At 60.3% G+C, this 18105-nt stretch carries 16 protein-coding genes and 4 tRNA genes; 5 read left to right on the forward strand and 15 right to left on the reverse strand.

All coding sequences use genetic code 11. The annotated features are described in order from the left end of the window. Positions 1-98 precede the first annotated feature (98 nt). The 7 genes from V8J63_RS23670 to rluD form a co-directional block, all read right to left on the reverse strand. Positions 99-175, reverse strand: a tRNA-Pro gene (locus V8J63_RS23670). Between the two features lie 97 nt (positions 176-272). After that, a tRNA-Lys gene (locus V8J63_RS23675) sits at positions 273-348 on the reverse strand. 5 nt (positions 349-353) lie between these two features. Beyond that, positions 354-430: transfer RNA gene (locus tag V8J63_RS23680), tRNA-Pro, on the reverse strand. A 9-nt stretch (positions 431-439) separates the two neighbouring features. Continuing rightward, positions 440-515: transfer RNA gene (locus tag V8J63_RS23685), tRNA-Asn, on the reverse strand. A 297-nt stretch (positions 516-812) separates the two neighbouring features. Beyond that, on the reverse strand, positions 813-3377 hold the full coding sequence (gene clpB, locus V8J63_RS23690; RefSeq protein WP_016773142.1) for an ATP-dependent chaperone ClpB: 2565 nt from the start codon (positions 3375-3377) through the stop codon (positions 813-815). Positions 3378-3507: 130 nt separating this feature from the next. Beyond that, positions 3508-4230, reverse strand: a complete 723-nt coding sequence (pgeF, locus tag V8J63_RS23695) for a peptidoglycan editing factor PgeF (protein ID WP_130902289.1) — start codon at positions 4228-4230, stop codon at positions 3508-3510. After that, positions 4227-5189, reverse strand: coding sequence for a 23S rRNA pseudouridine(1911/1915/1917) synthase RluD (gene rluD, locus V8J63_RS23700; protein ID WP_042610487.1), 963 nt, complete (start codon positions 5187-5189; stop codon positions 4227-4229). The genes pgeF and rluD overlap by 4 nt, the downstream gene beginning before the upstream one ends. Positions 5190-5340: 151 nt before the next feature. On the opposite strand from rluD, the gene V8J63_RS23705 reads away from it, so the two are divergent. The 4 genes from V8J63_RS23705 to V8J63_RS23720 all read left to right on the forward strand — a co-directional run bounded on the left by V8J63_RS23705 (position 5341) and on the right by V8J63_RS23720 (position 9640). Next, positions 5341-6357: an outer membrane protein assembly factor BamD gene (locus tag V8J63_RS23705; RefSeq protein WP_016773139.1), complete on the forward strand. Its 1017-nt coding sequence runs from the start codon at positions 5341-5343 to the stop codon at positions 6355-6357. 127 nt (positions 6358-6484) lie between these two features. Then, a complete protein-coding gene (locus tag V8J63_RS23710; RefSeq protein ID WP_130902288.1) occupies positions 6485-6718 on the forward strand; it encodes a PP0621 family protein in 234 nt (77 codons plus the stop codon). Next, positions 6708-8297, forward strand: coding sequence for a sensor histidine kinase (locus V8J63_RS23715; protein WP_016773137.1), 1590 nt, complete (start codon positions 6708-6710; stop codon positions 8295-8297). Before V8J63_RS23710 ends, V8J63_RS23715 begins: the two co-directional genes overlap by 11 nt. Then, on the forward strand, positions 8294-9640 hold the full coding sequence (locus V8J63_RS23720; protein WP_130902287.1) for a sigma-54-dependent transcriptional regulator: 1347 nt from the start codon (positions 8294-8296) through the stop codon (positions 9638-9640). The genes V8J63_RS23715 and V8J63_RS23720 overlap by 4 nt, the downstream gene beginning before the upstream one ends. An 89-nt stretch (positions 9641-9729) precedes the next feature. On the opposite strand, the gene thiO is transcribed toward V8J63_RS23720, so the two are convergent. The 7 genes from thiO to V8J63_RS23755 are packed head-to-tail and all read right to left on the reverse strand — an operon-like array spanning position 9730 to position 16499. Beyond that, positions 9730-10830: a glycine oxidase ThiO gene (gene thiO / locus V8J63_RS23725; protein WP_336464696.1), complete on the reverse strand. Its 1101-nt coding sequence runs from the start codon at positions 10828-10830 to the stop codon at positions 9730-9732. Positions 10831-10886: 56 nt separating this feature from the next. Next, complete coding sequence (locus V8J63_RS23730; RefSeq protein WP_016773135.1) at positions 10887-11288, reverse strand: type IV pilin protein; 402 nt, start codon at positions 11286-11288, stop codon at positions 10887-10889. Positions 11289-11303: 15 nt separating this feature from the next. Continuing rightward, entirely contained in the window at positions 11304-14393 is a 3090-nt protein-coding gene (locus V8J63_RS23735) for a pilus assembly protein (RefSeq protein ID WP_336464697.1), read from the reverse strand. Further along, on the reverse strand, positions 14380-14859 hold the full coding sequence (locus tag V8J63_RS23740) for a pilus assembly PilX family protein (RefSeq protein ID WP_016773134.1): 480 nt from the start codon (positions 14857-14859) through the stop codon (positions 14380-14382). Before V8J63_RS23740 ends, V8J63_RS23735 begins: the two co-directional genes overlap by 14 nt. Positions 14860-14869: 10 nt before the next feature. Beyond that, positions 14870-15583: a PilW family protein gene (locus V8J63_RS23745; protein ID WP_336464698.1), complete on the reverse strand. Its 714-nt coding sequence runs from the start codon at positions 15581-15583 to the stop codon at positions 14870-14872. Next, the gene (pilV, locus tag V8J63_RS23750; RefSeq protein WP_122610933.1) at positions 15580-16029 is read right to left on the reverse strand and encodes a type IV pilus modification protein PilV; all 450 of its coding nucleotides are present in this window, start codon (positions 16027-16029) and stop codon (positions 15580-15582) included. The genes V8J63_RS23745 and pilV overlap by 4 nt, the downstream gene beginning before the upstream one ends. Beyond that, entirely contained in the window at positions 16026-16499 is a 474-nt protein-coding gene (locus tag V8J63_RS23755) for a GspH/FimT family pseudopilin (RefSeq protein ID WP_336464699.1), read from the reverse strand. The genes pilV and V8J63_RS23755 overlap by 4 nt, the downstream gene beginning before the upstream one ends. A 130-nt stretch (positions 16500-16629) precedes the next feature. On the opposite strand from V8J63_RS23755, the gene V8J63_RS23760 reads away from it, so the two are divergent. Continuing rightward, positions 16630-17199 (forward strand): GspH/FimT family pseudopilin, encoded by a 570-nt coding sequence (locus V8J63_RS23760; RefSeq protein WP_336464700.1) that lies wholly within the window; start codon positions 16630-16632, stop codon positions 17197-17199. Here the strand turns inward: V8J63_RS23760 and ispH are convergent. Next, the gene (gene ispH, locus V8J63_RS23765; protein ID WP_016773129.1) at positions 17156-18100 is read right to left on the reverse strand and encodes a 4-hydroxy-3-methylbut-2-enyl diphosphate reductase; all 945 of its coding nucleotides are present in this window, start codon (positions 18098-18100) and stop codon (positions 17156-17158) included. The two genes, V8J63_RS23760 and ispH, sit on opposite strands and share 44 nt — an antisense overlap. Positions 18101-18105 lie beyond the last annotated feature (5 nt).

Genomic DNA, 18105 nt, shown 5'->3' on the forward strand with positions numbered 1-18105 from the left:
TTAGCGGGCTATCGGCAGGTTGTATGACGACTTGAAGGGATTCAGCTTTCGGCAGGCAAAAAAAATCCCCGTATCTTTCGATACGAGGATTTTCAATATGGTCGGGGTAAGGGGATTCGAACTCCTGACATCCTGCTCCCAAAGCAGGCGCGCTACCGGACTGCGCTATACCCCGGTAAAAAAAAGGCGACCTTTCAAAGATCGCCTTCTTCGATCAGCGCTTTTGGCCTCTGATCTTAAGATTCGATCCCAGCGCAAACTGGTTTCAAAAATGGTGGGTCGTGTGGGATTCGAACCTACGACCAATTGGTTAAAAGCCAACTGCTCTACCAACTGAGCTAACGACCCAAATATGGTCGGGGTAAGGGGATTCGAACTCCTGACATCCTGCTCCCAAAGCAGGCGCGCTACCGGACTGCGCTATACCCCGGTTTGAAATTGGCTCCGTGACCAGGACTCGAACCTGGGACCCAATGATTAACAGTCATTTGCTCTACCGACTGAGCTATCACGGAACTACATATTTCAATTTACAACGGTGAAGCTTTGTTGCATCTCGCCACTCGTTCGCATCGCTGCGTTCGTGTGTCTGAGGCGCGCTATTCTACAACCTAGAACACCTCTGTCAACCCCCTAAATTGCTTTCAAGTTAATGATTTGCAACTTATTTCAGATTCCAACCCGGTGGGTTGAAACGCTGCCGGTGACTGACTGCGGGGCGCACTTTACAAGCCTTTTCCTTTGAGTTCAACAGCCTGGCGAAAAAAAGGCCTCGCAATGCGAGGCCTTCCCGGTTTCATTGCCGCTGAGGCTTAGCCGAAAACGATTTCGTCGTTCTCGACCTTGCCGGTGGCGGTGTCGCCCGGCATGAAATGACCCGACAGGATCAACTGCGCCAGCGGGTTTTCGATCCAGCGTTGGATCGCCCGTTTCAAAGGACGCGCGCCATACACCGGGTCGTAACCGACGGCGATCAGCTTGTCCATCGCTTCCGGGCTCAGCTCCAGCTTCAGCTCGCGCTCGGCCAGGCGGCTGCGCAGGCGACCCAACTGGATCTCGGTAATCCCGGCGATCTGATCCCGCGCCAACGGCTCGAAGATCACCACCTCGTCAACCCGGTTAATGAACTCAGGACGGAAGTGCGAGGTCAGCGCGTCCATCACCGCAGCACGCTGCGCTTCACGATCACCGACCAGTTCCTGGATCTGCATCGACCCGAGGTTGGAGGTCATCACGATCACCGTGTTGCGGAAGTCCACCGTACGCCCGTGACTGTCGGTCAGCCGGCCATCCTCAAGCACTTGCAGAAGGATGTTGAACACATCCGGGTGCGCCTTCTCGACTTCGTCCATGAGGATCACCGAGTACGGCTTGCGACGCACCGCTTCGGTCAGATAACCGCCCTCTTCATAGCCGACGTAGCCCGGTGGCGCACCAATCAGACGAGCCACGGAGTGTTTCTCCATGAACTCGGACATGTCGATCCGCACCATCGCCTCTTCGGTATCGAAAAGGAATTCGGCCAAGGCCTTGCACAGCTCGGTTTTACCGACACCGGTAGGGCCGAGGAACATGAACGAGCCGCTCGGACGATTCGGGTCGGACAGCCCGGCGCGGGAACGCCGCACGGCGTTGGCCACAGCCACGACCGCCTCTTCCTGACCGATGACCCGTTTGTGCAACAGGCTCTCCATCTTCATCAGCTTGTCGCGCTCGCCTTCGAGCATTTTCGACACCGGGATGCCGGTCCACTTCGACACGACTTCGGCAATCTCTTCTTCAGTCACCTTGCTGCGCAGCAACTGGTTTTCGCTCTTGCCGTGCTGGTCGACCATTTGCAGGCTGCGTTCCAGATCGGGGATCACCCCGTACTGCAACTCGGCCATGCGGTTCAGGTCGCCTTTGCGGCGTGCGGCTTCCAGTTCCTGGCGCGACTGTTCGATCTTCTGCTGAATCTGCGCAGAACCCTGCACCTCGGCTTTTTCCGAGTTCCAGATTTCTTCCAGATCCGAGTACTCACGTTCGTGACGCTCGATTTCTTCCTGGAGTTTTTCCAGGCGTTTCTTCGCTGCGTCGTCGCTTTCTTTCTTCAGCGCCTGGGATTCCACTTTCAACTGAATCAGGCGCCGCTCCAGACGATCGAGTACTTCCGGTTTGGAGTCGATCTCCATACGGATACGGCTGGCGGCCTCATCGATCAAGTCGATGGCCTTGTCCGGCAGCTGCCGATCCGTGATGTAGCGATGGCTGAGCTTGGCTGCGGCGATGATCGCACCGTCAGTGATCGCCACCTTGTGGTGGACCTCGTAACGCTCTTTAAGGCCACGCAGAATGGCGATGGTGTCTTCTTCACTCGGCTCGTCCACCAGGACTTTCTGGAAACGCCGCTCGAGCGCCGCGTCCTTCTCTATATATTGGCGATACTCGTTGAGCGTGGTCGCGCCGACGCAGTGCAACTCGCCGCGAGCCAGCGCAGGCTTGAGCATGTTGCCAGCGTCCATCGAGCCTTCGCCTTTACCAGCGCCGACCATGGTGTGCAGTTCGTCGATGAACAGAATGATCTGCCCTTCCTGCTTCGACAGCTCGTTGAGCAAGCCTTTCAGGCGCTCTTCGAACTCGCCGCGATACTTGGCGCCGGCGATCAGCGCGCCCATGTCCAGCGACAGCAGGCGCTTGCCTTTAAGGCCGTCCGGCACTTCGCCGTTGATGATGCGCTGGGCCAAGCCTTCGGCGATCGCGGTTTTACCCACGCCAGGCTCACCGATCAGCACCGGGTTGTTCTTGGTGCGGCGTTGCAGAACCTGAATGGTGCGGCGGATCTCGTCGTCACGGCCGATCACCGGGTCAAGCTTGCCGTCTTCGGCGCGCTTGGTCAGGTCGACGGTGTATTTGTCCAAGGCCTGCCGCGACTCTTCGTGGTTGGCGTCATTTACCGCTTCGCCACCACGCAGGTTGTTGATCGCGTTTTCCAGGGCTTTCTTGCTCACGCCTTGGCCGAGCAGCAACTTGCCGAGCTTGCTGTTCTCGTCCATCGCGGCGAGCAGCACCAGTTCGCTGGAAATGAACTGGTCGCCCTTCTGCTGAGCCAGACGGTCAGCCTGATTGAGCAGACGCGCCAGATCCTGCGACATGTTGACGTCGCCGGTCGGGTTCTGGATTTTCGGTAGTTGATCAAGCTCTTTGGTCAGCTCTTTACGCAAGCTGTTGACGTCGAAGCCTACTTGCATCAGCAACGGCTTGATCGAACCGCCCTGCTGTTCAAGCATGGCCTGCATCAAGTGCGCCGGCTCGATGGCCGGATGATCGTGGCCAACCGCCAACGACTGGGCGTCGGACAGGGCCAACTGTAATTTACTGGTTAAACGGTCAATACGCATGGGTCACCTTCCTTTTGAGCAGGCCGGACCTAAGAAACCATCCTGAATAAAGAAACCTGCCAGATACCACTGTAGATGCGGTCGATTCTGGGAGATTCAAGCGTCGGAGAGTTGATGCAGATCAGAGAGTTTAGCGGGTGAGCCAAACAAGGGAGGCGAAACGACCGGTGCGCGACGCACGGCGGTAAGAAAAGAAACGCGGATCGGTCACGGTGCAGAAACCGCCACCATAAACAGCCGTGACACCCCGTTCAGCCAGACGCAGGCGCGCCAGCAGATAGATATCAGCCATGAACTTGCCGGCATTGTTGCTCGGTACGAACGCTTCTGCTGCTTCAGGCAGTTGATTGATGAAGACTTCCCGTACTTCCGGACCGACCTCAAAGGCTTTGGGGCCAATGGCCGGGCCGAACCAGACCAGTACCTCGTGAGCAGGAACATCGAGGCTGTCGAGAGTTGCCTCAAGCACGCCCGCCGCCAGCCCACGCCAACCGGCATGAGCGGCCGCGACACGCGTGCCGGCACGATCGCAGAACAATGCCGGCAAACAGTCTGCCGTCATCGCCGCACAGGCAATACCCGGCGTTGCCGTCCAACTGGCATCTGCAGTCGCAACGATGCCCGGATCAGCATGCGCAACGGTGATCCCGTGCACTTGCTGCAACCAGGCAGGCTGTATGGAGAAGTGTTCGGTCAAGCGGCGACGATTTTCGGCCACCGCTTGCGGGCGATCATCGACGTGATCCCCCAGATTCAGGCTGTCGAACGGCGCCTCGCTGACACCACCCTCGCGGGTGGTGACACAGGCCCTGACGCTGGCCGGCGCAGGCCAGTCCGGCGTCAGCCAGTTCATCCGACGAAGGCCTCGCGATCCTGCTTGAGCAGGGTCAGCAGCCAGACGAAATCTTCCGGCAGCGGCGATTCCCAGCTCATGCGCTCACCGCTCGTCGGGTGATCGAGTTCAAGGAAGCGCGCGTGCAGCGCCTGACGCGGGAAGTGCTTGAGCGATTCCACCATGGTCGGGTTGGCCGCAGGCGGAATGCGGAAACGCCCGCCATACGCCGGATCGCCGACCAACGGGAAGTTGATGTGCGCCATGTGCACGCGGATCTGGTGAGTCCGACCGGTTTCCAGCTTCACCCGCACGTGGGTGTGCGAACGGAAACGCTCGAGCACGCGGTAATGGCTGACGGCAGGCTTGCCGCCTTCCATCACTGCCATGCGCTGGCGTTGCTGGCCGTGACGACCGATCGGCGCATTGATCTTGCCACCGGCGGTGACCACGCCGATCACGATGCACTCGTAGATACGGCTGACGCTGCGGCTCTGCAATTGTGCGACCAGCTTGGTCTGCGCCTGAATGGTCTTGGCCACCACCATCAGACCGGTGGTGTCCTTGTCCAGACGATGCACGATACCGGCACGCGGGACATTGATGATGTCCGGCACATGGTGCAACAAAGCGTTGAGCAGGGTGCCATCGGCATGACCGGCAGCCGGGTGCACCACCAGACCGGCAGGCTTGTTGATCACCAGGATGTCGTCGTCTTCATAGACGATGTCGAGCTCGATGTCCTGGGCGATCCACTCGCCCTGGGCTTCCTGCTCGGCAGTCAGCTCAAGGATGGCACCGCCATGCACAATGTCGCGCGGGCGGATCACCGCCCCGTCCACAGTCAGGCGACCTTCTTTGATCCAGGCGGAAAGGCGCGAGCGTGAGTGCTCAGCGAAGAGTTGGGCGGCGACTTGATCGAGGCGTTGGCCGCCCAATTCGGACGGCACCTCTGCGCGAAGTTCAATTTTATCGGACATGCTCGGACTGGGCGTCGGCACAGCCTTTGGTTTCGGCTGCGCGCTTGTGGTTAAATACGGCGTCTTTTGCCCCGAGGCTTTTCAACGGGGCGCTCATCATAACAGGACGGCCCCGCCCAAGACAGCGGCCGTCATAGGGACGCAAGCCGCCATGCAAGTGAAACACCTGCTGCTGATCGCCATCCTCGCATTGACCGCTGCTTGCTCATCGAAGGAAGTCGTAGACGAAAACCTCAGCGAAGCCGAGCTGTATCAGCAGGCTCAGACTGATCTGGACAACAACAGCTACACCAGCGCCACAGCCAAGCTGAAGGCTCTGGAGTCGCGTTATCCGTTCGGTCGCTACGCCGATCAGGCTCAGCTGGAGTTGATCTACGCCAACTACAAGAACGCCGAGCCGGAAGCTGCAAAGTCTGCCGCCGAGCGTTTCATTCGTTTGCATCCGCAGCATCCGAACGTGGATTACGCGTACTACCTCAAGGGTCTGACCTCGTTCGACCAGGACGTCGGCCTGCTGGCGCGCTTCCTGCCGCTGGACATGACCAAGCGTGACCCGGGCGCCGCCCGTGACTCGTACAACGAGTTCGCGCAGCTGACCAGCCGCTACCCGAACAGCCGCTACGCGCCGGACGCCAAGCAGCGCATGATCTACCTGCGCAATCTGCTGGCGGCCTACGAGATTCACGTCGCTGACTACTACCTGACCCGTCAGGCTTATGTAGCCGCTGCCAACCGTGGCAAGTATGTCGTGGAAAACTTCCAGGAAACCCCATCGGTCGGCGACGGCCTGGCGGTGATGACCGAAGCCTACCAGCGTCTGCACCTCGACGATCTGGCCGCCACCAGCCTGGAAACCCTGAAGCTCAACTACCCGGATCACCCAAGCCTGCAAGATGGCCAGTTCGTGCCACGCGTAGCCGAGGCCGACAACCGTTCGTTCCTGAGCAAGGCGACTTTGGGCCTGATCGAATCGCGTCCACCGCTGCCGCCGGGCGAAACCCGCGCCAACCAGGACGTGCAGAAGCAGTTCCAGGACGCGAAAGATGCGATTCCGAACGAGCTCAAGCCTAAGGACGAAAACGGCGACGTGATCGAAGAGCCAGAGCCGGAATCCAGCGACACCGATCGCTCGTGGTTCAGCTACATGACCTTCGGCGTGTTCGACTGATTACACCGGCGGTACGAAAAAAGGGAGATCTGCGGATCTCCCTTTTTTATTGCCGCACTTTAATAGGCTGTGCGCTGATCGGGTCCTTGGCTAAACTGCCGGATCATCAGTCGAAAAGCCGCTCATCATGCTTCGTTTATTGTTCTGGATTGCCCTGATCTTCGCCGCCATCTGGCTCTGGCGCAAATTCAAGGCCCCCGCCTCGTCCACCCGACCGCCGCGCGAACAGGACGCGCCGCCGATGGTGCGCTGCGCCCACTGCGGCGTGCACCTGCCGCGCGACCGCGCGCTGGGCAACCAGCAACAGTGGTATTGCAGCCAGGCTCATCTTGAGCAAGGCCCGGGCGCCAGTGGTCGCTGAGGCCGCCAACGCCGACCAGAAACAGGCGCAGCGTCTGCTGCGCCTTTATCACCTGTACCGTTTAAGTGTCGGCATCACTCTGGTGCTGCTGATCTCCAGCAACATGGACAACCGCCTGCTGACGTCGGCCAACGACGATCTGCTGCGCGGCGGCAGCTGGCTGTACCTGATCATCAACATGCTGCTGGTGGTGTTCCTTGAAAACACCCGGCGCCCGGCGCAGTTGTTCACCCTGGCGCTTGTCGATGTGCTGCTGTTGTGCGGCCTGTTCTACGCGGCGGGCGGCGTGGCCAGTGCGCTGGGCAATCTGCTGGTGGTCTCGGTGGCAATCAGCAACACCCTGCTACGCCGACGCATCGGCCTGCTGATTGCCGCCATTGCGGCGATCGGCATTGTCGGCCTGAGCTTTCTGCTGGGGCTCAGCCGCCCCTTGAGCGCCAACGCCTACTTGCAAGCCGGCACCCTCGGTGCGCTGTGCTTTGCCGCCTCGCTGCTGGTGCAAGGGTTGATCCGCCGCCTCGAAGTCAGCGAGACCCTGGCCGAACAGCGCGCCAGCGAAGTGGTCAGCCTGGAGGCGCTGAACGCGTTGATCCTGCAACGCATGCGCACGGGGATTCTGGTGCTCGACGAGCAACGTCGGGTGCAACTGGCCAATCACAGCGCGCAGAGTCTGCTCGGCCACAGTCACCTGCAAGGTCATATGATCGACGAATATTCGCCAGCACTGGTCGAGCGTCTGCAACTGTGGCGCAACAACCCGACCTTGCGCCCGCAGAGCCTGAAAATCCCCGGCAATGGCCTTGAGCTGCAGCCCAGTTTCATCGCCCTTGAGCAGAGCCCGAACCAGCAGACGCTGGTGTTTCTCGAAGACCTGGCGCAAATCACGCAGCAGGCGCAGCAACTCAAGCTCGCTGCGCTCGGGCGTTTGACCGCCGGCATCTCCCATGAAATTCGCAATCCACTGGGCGCGATCAGTCATGCCGCGCAGCTGTTGGCCGAGTCCGAGGAACTCGATAGCGCAGATCGGCGTCTGACGCAGATTATTCAAGACCACTCCCAGCGCATGAACCGAGTCATCGAAAACGTCCTGCAACTGTCCCGCCGCCAGCAAAGCGCGCCGCAACGGCTGGACCTCAAGCCGTGGCTGGAAGACTTCGTCGGCGAAATCCGCGAGCAGGCCAACGAGCGCCAGCACATTCATCTGCGGATCAATTCCGGCGATTTCACCACGCTGATGGACCCCAACCAATTGCGGCAGATTCTCGACAATCTGATACGCAACGCCTGGCGTCACAGTGCGCAACTGCACGAGCAGGCCGACGTCTGGCTGGCACTGTTCGTCGACCCGGACAGCCAGTTGGCGGTGCTTGAGGTCCAGGACAACGGCCCCGGCGTGTCGGCCGATGAACAGGCGCATCTGTTTGAGCCGTTCTTCACTACCAGCAGCCAGGGCACCGGTCTTGGCCTTTATCTGTCCCGTGAGCTGTGCGAAAGCAACCAGGCACGCCTAGACTTCAAATCACGCCAAGGCGGCGGCTGCTTTTGCATCACTTTTGCTCACGGACGGAAACAAAGTTGAATACAAGCCCACGGCAAAAAATTCTAATCGTCGACGACGAACCGGATATCCGCGAGCTCCTGGAAATCACCCTGGGACGGATGAAACTCGAGACCTTCAGCGCACGCAATCTGAGCGAAGCTCAGGCGCTGTTGCAGCGCGAGCACTTTGACCTGTGCCTGACCGACATGCGCCTGCCCGACGGCACTGGGCTGGAGCTGGTGCAACACATTCAGCAACGCGATCCACACCTGCCGGTAGCGATGATCACGGCGTACGGAAGCCTGGAAACTGCGATCAATGCGCTGAAGGCCGGGGCGTTCGACTTCCTCACCAAACCGGTGGAACTGCCGCGCTTGCGCGAACTGGTCAGCTCGGCGCTGCGCCTGCCGACAGCGGGCGGCCTGAGCACGGCAATCGAGCGACGCTTGCTGGGCGACTCGCCGCCGATGGCCAATCTGCGCAAGCAGATCGACAAGCTCGCACGCAGTCAGGCGCCGGTTTACATCAGCGGCGAATCCGGCAGCGGCAAAGAACTGGTCGCGCGTCTGATCCACGAACAAGGTCCGCGCGCCAGCCAGCCGTTTGTGCCGGTGAACTGCGGGGCAATTCCGTCAGAGCTGATGGAAAGCGAATTTTTCGGCCACCGCAAAGGCAGTTTCACTGGAGCCGTCGAAGACAAGCCGGGGCTGTTTCAAGCGGCCCATGGCGGCACTCTGTTTCTCGATGAAGTCGCCGACCTGCCACTGTCGATGCAGGTGAAGCTGCTGCGGGCGATTCAGGAAAAAGCCGTGCGCAGCGTCGGCGGCCAGCAGGAAACGGTGGTCGACGTACGCATCCTTTGCGCAACGCACAAAGACCTTGAAGCCGAAGTTTCGGCCGAACGCTTCCGCCAGGATCTGTATTACCGGCTCAACGTCATCGAACTGCGTGTGCCGTCCCTGCGCGAACGCCGTGACGACATTGAGGCGCTTGCCATGCACGTGCTCAAGCGCCTGGCCAAAGACACCGGACAACCCGAAGCGCGCCTGCACCCGCAAGCGCTGGAGGCGCTGAAGAACTATCGCTTTCCCGGCAATGTGCGCGAACTGGAGAACGTCCTCGAACGCGCGCACACCCTGTGTGAAAACCGCACGATCGAAGCGCAGGATCTGCGTTTGAGCGAAGGCAATTGCACGGCGGACGGGGCGATGGCCGATCTGACGCAGGTCGACAATCTTGAGGATTATCTGGAGAGCGTCGAGAGGAAGCTGATTTTGCAGGCGCTGGAGGAAACCCGCTGGAACCGCACGGCGGCGGCGCAGCGGTTGAGTCTGTCGTTTCGGTCGATGCGTTATCGGCTGAAGAAATTGGGCCTGGATTAAAGGCCCCTTAGCGAGCAGGCTCGCTCCCACATTTGGAATGAGTATTCCTGTGGGAACGAGCCTGCTCGCGGCGGTCTACCCGCCTCTGACTAAATCCGGCCCTCAGGCGCATACGGCGCCGGATCAATAATCGGCGCCCGCCCCAGCATCACGTCAGCAAATAGCTGACACGATGCCGGCGCCAGCACCAGCCCGTTGCGGTAATGCCCGCAGTTCAGCCACAACCCTTCGAATCCCGGCACCCGGCCAATAAAGGGAACCCCTTCCGGCGACCCCGGCCGCAACCCGGCCCAGTGCCCGACCACTTCGGCATCCGCCAGCGCCGGCAACAATTCGATCGCCGAGGCCTTGAGGCTTTGCAGCGCTACATCGGTCGGGGTCTTGTCGTAGCCTTCGTGCTCCAGCGTGCTGCCGATCAAAATGTGACCGTCGCGACGCGGGATCGCATATCGCCCCTTGGCCAGCACCATGCTCGGCAGGAAATCAGCCGCGCACTTATAGAGAATCATCTGGCCTTTGACCGGCTCGACCGGCAGCGTCAGGCTCAGCGTCTGGAGCAGATCACCGCTCCACGCCCCCGCTGTCAGCACAATCTGATCGCCGTTGATCACGCCCGTCGGAGTCTGCACGCCGACCACGCGCTCGCCCTCGCGGACGAAGCCACTGACTTCGCATTGCTCATGAATCGTCACATTCGGCAGCGCCAGCAGCGCGGCTTTCAGCGACTTGACCAGCCGTGGATTGCGCACGTTGGCGACATCGGCCATGTAGATCGCCCGGCTGAAACCGCTGCCGAGCACCGGCACCGCGTCATGCGCCGCCGAGATATCCACAGCCCGCAGCGGGCGGTTTTCCCGCTCGGCCCAGGCCAGGGCTGCGGCTTCATCGTCCAGATCCAGCCAATACAGACCAGTGGTGTGTACCTCAGGATCAACCCCCGTGTCGGCAAACAAGCGCTCGCCGAGCTGTGGATAAAAATCCTGCGACCAATGCGCCAGCGCGGTGACTGCCGGACTGTAGCGCCACGGGTATAACGGCGAGACGATGCCGCCGCCAGCCCAGGACGATTCCTGGCCGACATTCGAGCGATCCAGCAGCACCACGCTGCGCACTTCGGAGGCGAGATTGTAGGCAGTGAGCAGGCCAATCACCCCGCCGCCGACAATCACCACTTGCTGTTGCCTGGTCATGTTTGATCCAACCGTAAAAAGACAGTGGGCGCAAAAGGCGCCCGAAAAAGAGTGCGTCAGCGGCCCCAGCAATCCTTGGCGGTCACTCCGGTGGTCGCGTTGTTCATGCTTCGCACGCCGGTGTTGGTCAGGGTGAAATCCCCGCACTTGTCGGTGGCCATGGCCGAGCCGGTTTTACGCGTCGCGGTCAGCACAAAGGTCTGGTCGGTCAGCGTCGGGGTGATGGTGTAGAAATCATTGCCCGCGCTCAGTCCGGTGACGCCGGTGTAGACATTGTTGCGGGTGTAGAAGCGTTCGAGGGTCTGCGCCTGCTCCGAGAGCAGCGAGACCACTTCGGCGCGACGGCCCTTCTTCACGTATTCGTTGTAGCTGGGGATGCTGATGGTGAGGATGATCCCGATAATCGCGATGACGATCATGATCTCGATCAGGGTAAAACCTCGGCTGGTTCTGCGCATGCCTCAAATTCTCGCTTACTGGATTTGTCGCCACATGATACGACGGCTGCCGCCGCCACCCTTTTCCACAATGACCGTGACCGCGCCGCTGGTGTCAGTCGTGCCCTTGCGCTCGCCGTTAGCAGAGATGAAGTTCAGGGTCGGAATGCCGCCGGTAAAAATCACGCCGCTGGATATCGTATCGTTGCTGTCGACCAAACGGTCGCCGGTGGTGTCGATCACGGCGTAGTTGAGCATCTTACCGTTGAACGCATCGAGTTCGACCAACCTGCCCGTACCAAAGCTCGAACACGGGTCGGTGGTATCGACGCTGGCAGTGGTGAAAACAACTCGCCCCAACACAAGACTGGCCTGATTGATCACGCGCTCGCCGGTCAGCACGTTGTTATACACCAGCGGCAGATACCAGCCTTTCTCTGCCGGATAGGTCGTTTCATTCTGGCTGGTGGTCAGAAACTGCCCGGAACTGCCGGCGAACGAGCCGGTAATCGCCTGTGCCTGCAAACTGCTGACGGTGATTTGTCCGGCCCCACCCTCTGCATCCCAGATTGAATAGAACGCTTGCAGATCCTTGTTGGTCTTGTCGGCAGTCTCGTTGAACTTGCCGGTGCCAAAGAACACCTGCTTGCCGCCCTGGGGGTTGTCCGCCAGCAGCGGTTGCGCAGTGATCGGCTGCGTTGCCCCACCCGGGGCGATGAACAGAGGTTTGCCGGCAAACGCCACGCCCCAGTTTTCTGCCCCGGGTGCGCTCAAGTCGAATTTCCACATACGCCCCTTCAGGTCACCAGCGTAGGCAGCCTGCACCACGTTCGAGGAATTGACCCTGAGTTTTACCGAAGACAGACCGTTAGTGGTTTCCGTGCTGTCGATGACGATTTTCCTGATCAGCGAACCATCCATTGCATCCAGTACATACAAAGCCGCAACCCCCGAATTGCTGCCGTAACCATTGGCGATGAATGTCGCCCAGCGACCATTGGCCAAGCGTGCCACTTCCGGACGGGCGTAAGCGTAACCCAGGTCATTGAAAGCGTTCGACGTATTGGCAGTGACCGGCGCACTGACCTCCCACAATGCCCTGATGACATTGCCCGCCGAGGCATCGAACAGTTGCAGCCCATAGAAGGTTTTGCCACCAGCCCCCGTTCCGCCAATGGCCAGCGTTCTCCAGGTGGTGCCAGCCTGCGCATCGAACACGCCGACCTGACCGTCCACGAGAAACTTGTGGCTGACGCCGTTGACGTAATTGGTATCCGCAATCAGCCGCAACGAAGGCAGCACGCTGGAGGGCATGTAGGCATAACGGCGGGTGCCGTTCGTCGAATTGATCACATTGACGAAACCGTCGTTGGCGTTCACTACCAGACTGGTATTCATGTTCGCAGCCTTGGTGGTCAGGTAGTTGGTGTAACTGCTGTCACCCGTCAAGTCGGATGCGGTCTTGTCCGAAGGCGACGCGAGTACCAGCGGCGAATTGATGATGTCGCCCAGCAGCGCAGTGCGCACTTTGAGCCCGGCCCTGTTGGTCCCTTTGCTCCACTCCACCAGTTCAGTGCCGCTGATACCGGTGGGCAGGCCCTGATTCAACGTGTTCTGCTGGGCCGGGGAAAAGCTGCCGAATGCCAGCGCAATGGGCGTGTTGCTCAAGGTGTTCCATGACTGGAAAGTCGGCGCTGTGGCAGAGGGCACGATGGTGGTGTCGGTCGACCATTGCGCCGCCGAGGTATTTACCGTGCCGGTCGAGGTAAAGCCGAACGACCTGATCGTGCCGCGCCAATCCTTGGGATCGTAGGTTGTCTGGTAAAAACTGCTGCCACTGGTCAACGTACTGCTGCTGGCAACACCGGCACCACCGGAGCCGGCCTTGGAAGTGATATCGCTCAGTGCCGACGATAACGCCGCATTGAGCCCGGAGCTGTCGGTCGCCTGGTAATACCTGCCCTGCCCGTAACTGGCGGCGTCGGACAACATATCGTTATCCGCAGCGAAACCCACGGTGTAGGTGTTCATGTTCTGCCGGGGAAAATCTACCGCGTTCCAGCTCTTGCCGGCGGCGTCGGTGCCGGTCGAACGCATGTCGATGTCGAAGGCGAATTTGGCGATGTCATCCAGATAAAGCGTGTCGCCTTCGCCGTCACCGTTGAGGTTGTCGCCATCGTTATTCACGCCATCCCAGTTCGGTAAGCGACTGCCTGCCAGCGGATCGTTGGTCGGGAAGGTACGGTCATAGGTCGGCAAGCCATCGGTAATCACCACGCCGTAGTTTTTCTGGCAGCGGTATTGAATCGGACTGGTATAGGTCGCCGGCGTGCCGTTGTAGTAAGGCGCCAAGCCACGCATGTAGCGCGTGACTTCGTAATAGCTCTCGGCCAATGGCGTGTTGGCCACGGCGTTCAAGCCGTTGATCGATGAAATCAGCGCGTTGTAGTTGGTGTCTGCCTGGGCCTGGGTGACGCTGCCCGCGACGGGTGACAAATCGGTGATCGAGCGAGCGATGAAACCGCCGTTGCCCGGGTTGCTGCTGGTCGCCGGATTGAATGTCGACAGGCCCATGCGCAAGGTGCGGTTGCTGCTCACCAGTGCAGTGGAAACGTTGCGCGCCACGTTCATCCGGTAATCGTTGGGGATCGCCCCCGTGGTGAAGTCGCGGGTGCCGTTGCTGTTGGCGAGGCTGACTATGTAGGAAATGTAATCGGCGGAATACCGAGTGTTCTCGTTGCCTACGGGGTCGGGCAGTTTCAGGCACAAGGGCGCCACGCTGTTGTTGTAGAACGCATAGGCGCCTCCCGAGCAACCGGAAGTTGGCAGGCTCGATAGAAACACTGTGTCGCCAGTAATCTGCGGCGCGTTGAGTGCAGAGCACAAGCCGAGGAAAGCATTGCACTGCCGGGCGGGAGTGCGGTTGACGTTAGGGTTGAATTCGGCGGCGTAGATGATGCTGTTCATGCTCCCCGAATCATCGATCAGCAGCATCACGTTCGGCGCCACCGCTGCCGCGCTCAGCAATGGCGAATCAGACGGCGTGAACGCCCAGGCCGGCGCCGCCAGGTAGCTACTCAGCAGCATGCCGATCAGCAGCGACAGGCCGCGCTCAATACTTCGCATAGACACTCTCCACCACGCTACGCGAATTGCCGGCGATGCCGACCGCAGTGACTCGATACAACGTCGCCGAAGTGTTACTTGGTACGTTCACCGCCGTCAGGGTCGTGCCGATGTTCTGCACGCCATAAAAGCCATTACCGGCAGCGATCCAGGTCACCCCGGAGGTCGAATTGAAGCCGGCCGAGCTGACCGATGACGATTCCGCCGGCGGCAGACATTGGCTCGTGCCGCTGCACACCGCCAACGAGTAACTGTCCAGTTGCACTGCGCTTTCGCCGACACGCAATGCCGCTTCGGCCGCCTGAAATGATTGATTGCGCAGGCTTACGCTGCCGGCCATTTTCTCTTGCAGGTTGGCGCTCTGCATCGAGGACAAACCGATCAATGTGAGCAACAGCAGAAACACCAGACTGACCAACAAGACCATGCCGCGCTGTGCCTGACGTTGTTGCAAGGAAATCCTCATCGCCGCCCCCTCATGGCAAGCGGTTGCGCAATGCCGCAACCACGTTGAAGGTTTGATTGCGCACCCGATTGTTCGGGTCGGTGAGGGTCAGGCTCAGGCGCACACTGCGGATGCGCGCCGGATCGCCAGGGTTGCTGCTGTAGGTCGAGGCTGCGACGTCGGTCGCCGAGCTGGCCAGGCCGAAGGTGACGTTGAAGGCGCTGACGTTGTTGACCAGCACTTGCTGCGCCGGATTGCCGCTGCCGGTGCCCATGAAAATCTGGTTATTGCTGAAGCTGTAGATCAGGCGCCGGATCGGGAACGCGATCTGCCCCGTGGTCGGGCTGCGTAATCCGCTGTAGGCGACCGCGCTGTTGCGGCAATCGGAAATCACCGTCCAGGTCGGTGTGCCCCCGCCGCTGCCCACATCGGCGGTGACCATGGTCAGCTTGAGATTGGCGTTATCCCAGTTGATCGGGATGAGTTGCGCAGTGTTGAAATCCCCTGCTGAGCTGGAGTCGACGATGGTGCCAAGGCAGCCGAACATGCCGACCATGCGGATTTCCTGAATCATTTTGCTGAGAACGAAGCGCGCGTCTTCCTGCATCGCTGCGGCGCTGTTCTGACTGACGTAAGTGTTTTTTGCGGCGATGAAAATCTGTACCACACCAAGCACGACGATCAGCCCCAAAGCCAGAGCAATCAGCAATTCGATCAGGCCGAAACCACGGCTGGCACGCTTCATGGTGTGGCCACCGGATCGACCGCCGCCCGGCTGGTCAGGACGAAACTGCGCTGGGCACTGGCAGCGTTCGCCGCGCGCGCATCGCTCCAGGTAATGGTGATGGTGTAGACCCGTTGATTGAGGGTGATGCTGCCCGTCGCGGTCGGACCGCCGAAGTTGGCGATGTTGGTGGTGAAATCGTAGAGATCCTGGTCCCGCGCATTATTGAGATTGCCCGAGGTCGGTGGCGTAACGGTGTAGTTGGCGCCGGAATTGGCGCGGATGCGATCCATCATGTCATAGGCGATGAAGCTGGCCTGACTGGTCATCCGCGAACTGTCGGTGTACTTCAGCGCATTGAGCTGCACCGCCGCTGCGCCCAACAGCCCGACGGTGAGAATCAGCAGCGCGACCAGCACTTCGATCAGCGTCATGCCCTCCTGTGCGTTTTTGCTCCCTGCCCTCATCCGCAATTTCCACCCAGTTGAATGCGTCCGTTCAAACACACGTTCAGCGTCCTGCTTTGCGTGCCCAGCGTGTAACCGATGACCGCCGCCATCGACGGTGCCGCCAGACCACCAAGATTGTTGAAATCCAGTGCGGTCACTCCTGAGGGTAGCGTCAGAGTCGCGCCGCTGCTCATCGCTGGAACAACCCGCAACACATTGGCCGGATTGCCAGTACTGTCGTAGACCGCCAGCTCACCGGTCCAGACACTGCCGCCAGCGGTCGGACGCAGACGCGTGGTCACGCCGCGATTGATCGCTTCGAGGCGAGCGAAATTGATCGCGCGCTGCAAGTCGCCGACTTCGGTATCCGCCCTGCTGCTCTGGATCGTACGGGTAAAGGCCGGCACCGCCAGCGTGATCAGTATCAGGAACACCGCGATGGCGACCAGCAACTCGACCAGCGTGAAACCTTTTGTACGAAGATCCATCGGTGCCCTCCGTTGCCGTCGGCTATACCTGCTTTTACACGCTAGAACATCCGCTCGGCACGCGCCGACTGATTTGCCCTGCGCGGCGCATGGATTGCGCTGCTCATACCATTCCACGGAGGGATTTTTCATGCCGCAACACGGTTTCAGCCTGATTGAACTGCTTATGGGACTGGCGATTGGCGCAATTGTTCTGCTGCTGGTCAGCCCGGCGTTCGCCGCGCTCAAGCAAGCGACTCAGCGCGACCACGCGGCGCAGTCACTGCTCGAAGGCATCCGCAACGCTCGCACACTGGCGATCACGCACAATCAGAGCGTGGTGATCCATGGCATCGACGGTGACTGGAGTCAGGGTTGGCGGATCATTCTGGATCGAAGCGGTAGGGGGCCGGAGGACAGCAGCAATCCGCTGCTGGTTGAACGCGCCAGTGAGGCGAAAGTGCCGATTGTCGGCAACTGGTGGGTGAGCCGCTATGTGCGGTTCAGTCATCTGGGGCAGCCACTGATGCCGGGGCGGCGATTTCAGGCGGGGACGATACACATCTGCTCGCCGCGCGAACCGGTCAGCCAGCGGCAGATCGTGCTGGCGGCGACCGGTCGCGTGCGCCTGGGCAGTCAAGAGACCGAGCAGGCGCTGTGCGACAAAGGCAGAAGCGTCAGATCGAACGGACGCGCAGCTCTTTCGGCATCGAGAACGTGATGTTCTCCTCACGGCCAGCCAGCTCGTCGGCACCAGTCGCGCCCCAGGCCTGCAATTGCTGAATCACGCCCCGGACCAGCACTTCCGGTGCGGAGGCGCCAGCGGTAATACCGATGCGCTCGACGCCGTCGAACCAGCTTTGTTGCAGGTCCTCGGCACCGTCGATCAGGTACGCCGGAGTCGCCATGCGCTCAGCCAGTTCACGCAGACGGTTGGAGTTGGAACTGTTCGGGCTACCGACCACCAGCACCACGTCGCATTCGTCGGCCAGTTGCTTGACGGCGTCCTGGCGGTTTTGTGTGGCGTAGCAGATGTCGTCCTTGCGCGGGCCACCAATCGCCGGGAAGCGCGTGCGCAGGGCATCGATCACACGGCTGGTATCGTCCATCGACAAGGTTGTCTGGGTGACGAAAGCGAGTCTTTCCGGATCGCGCACCTGCAGTGCGGCCACGTCCTTTTCGTCTTCAACGAGGTAGATCGCGCCGCCGTTGCTGGCATCGTACTGGCCCATGGTGCCTTCAACTTCCGGGTGACCGGCGTGGCCGATCAGTATGCACTCACGACCGTCGCGGCTGTATTTGGCGACTTCGATGTGCACCTTGGTCACCAGCGGGCAGGTTGCATCGAAGACTTTCAGGCCACGACCGGCGGCTTCGTTGCGTACGGCTTGGGAAACACCGTGGGCGCTGAAAATGACGATCACGTCATCGGGTACCTGATCGAGCTCTTCGACGAAAATCGCGCCACGGCTGCGCAGGTCTTCGACGACGAACTTGTTGTGCACCACTTCGTGACGCACATAGATCGGCGGCCCGAAGACTTCCAGGGCGCGGTTGACGATTTCGATCGCCCGGTCCACACCGGCGCAGAAGCCACGGGGGTTGGCGAGTTTGATTTGCATGCTGT

Origin of the sequence: Pseudomonas sp. CCNWLW23 (assembly GCF_037095675.1) — a bacterium.
Lineage (GTDB): Bacteria > Pseudomonadota > Gammaproteobacteria > Pseudomonadales > Pseudomonadaceae > Aquipseudomonas > Aquipseudomonas atacamensis.

Bases quoted from the DNA above. Each gene is read 5' to 3' on its own strand.
- V8J63_RS23710 (WP_130902288.1), top strand. From the start codon at position 6,485: ATGCTTCGTTTATTGTTCTGGATTGCCCTGATCTTCGCCGCCATCTGG.
- V8J63_RS23745 (WP_336464698.1), bottom strand. From the start codon at position 15,583: ATGAAGCGTGCCAGCCGTGGTTTCGGCCTGATCGAATTGCTGATTGCT.
- pilV (WP_122610933.1), bottom strand. From the start codon at position 16,029: ATGAGGGCAGGGAGCAAAAACGCACAGGAGGGCATGACGCTGATCGAA.
- clpB (WP_016773142.1), bottom strand. From the start codon at position 3,377: ATGCGTATTGACCGTTTAACCAGTAAATTACAGTTGGCCCTGTCCGAC.
- ispH (WP_016773129.1), bottom strand. From the start codon at position 18,100: ATGCAAATCAAACTCGCCAACCCCCGTGGCTTCTGCGCCGGTGTGGAC.
- rluD (WP_042610487.1), bottom strand. From the start codon at position 5,189: ATGTCCGATAAAATTGAACTTCGCGCAGAGGTGCCGTCCGAATTGGGC.
- V8J63_RS23755 (WP_336464699.1), bottom strand. From the start codon at position 16,499: ATGGATCTTCGTACAAAAGGTTTCACGCTGGTCGAGTTGCTGGTCGCC.
- thiO (WP_336464696.1), bottom strand. From the start codon at position 10,830: ATGACCAGGCAACAGCAAGTGGTGATTGTCGGCGGCGGGGTGATTGGC.
- V8J63_RS23730 (WP_016773135.1), bottom strand. From the start codon at position 11,288: ATGCGCAGAACCAGCCGAGGTTTTACCCTGATCGAGATCATGATCGTC.
- V8J63_RS23760 (WP_336464700.1), top strand. From the start codon at position 16,630: ATGCCGCAACACGGTTTCAGCCTGATTGAACTGCTTATGGGACTGGCG.
- V8J63_RS23705 (WP_016773139.1), top strand. From the start codon at position 5,341: ATGCAAGTGAAACACCTGCTGCTGATCGCCATCCTCGCATTGACCGCT.
- pgeF (WP_130902289.1), bottom strand. From the start codon at position 4,230: ATGAACTGGCTGACGCCGGACTGGCCTGCGCCGGCCAGCGTCAGGGCC.
- V8J63_RS23735 (WP_336464697.1), bottom strand. From the start codon at position 14,393: ATGCGAAGTATTGAGCGCGGCCTGTCGCTGCTGATCGGCATGCTGCTG.
- V8J63_RS23740 (WP_016773134.1), bottom strand. From the start codon at position 14,859: ATGAGGATTTCCTTGCAACAACGTCAGGCACAGCGCGGCATGGTCTTG.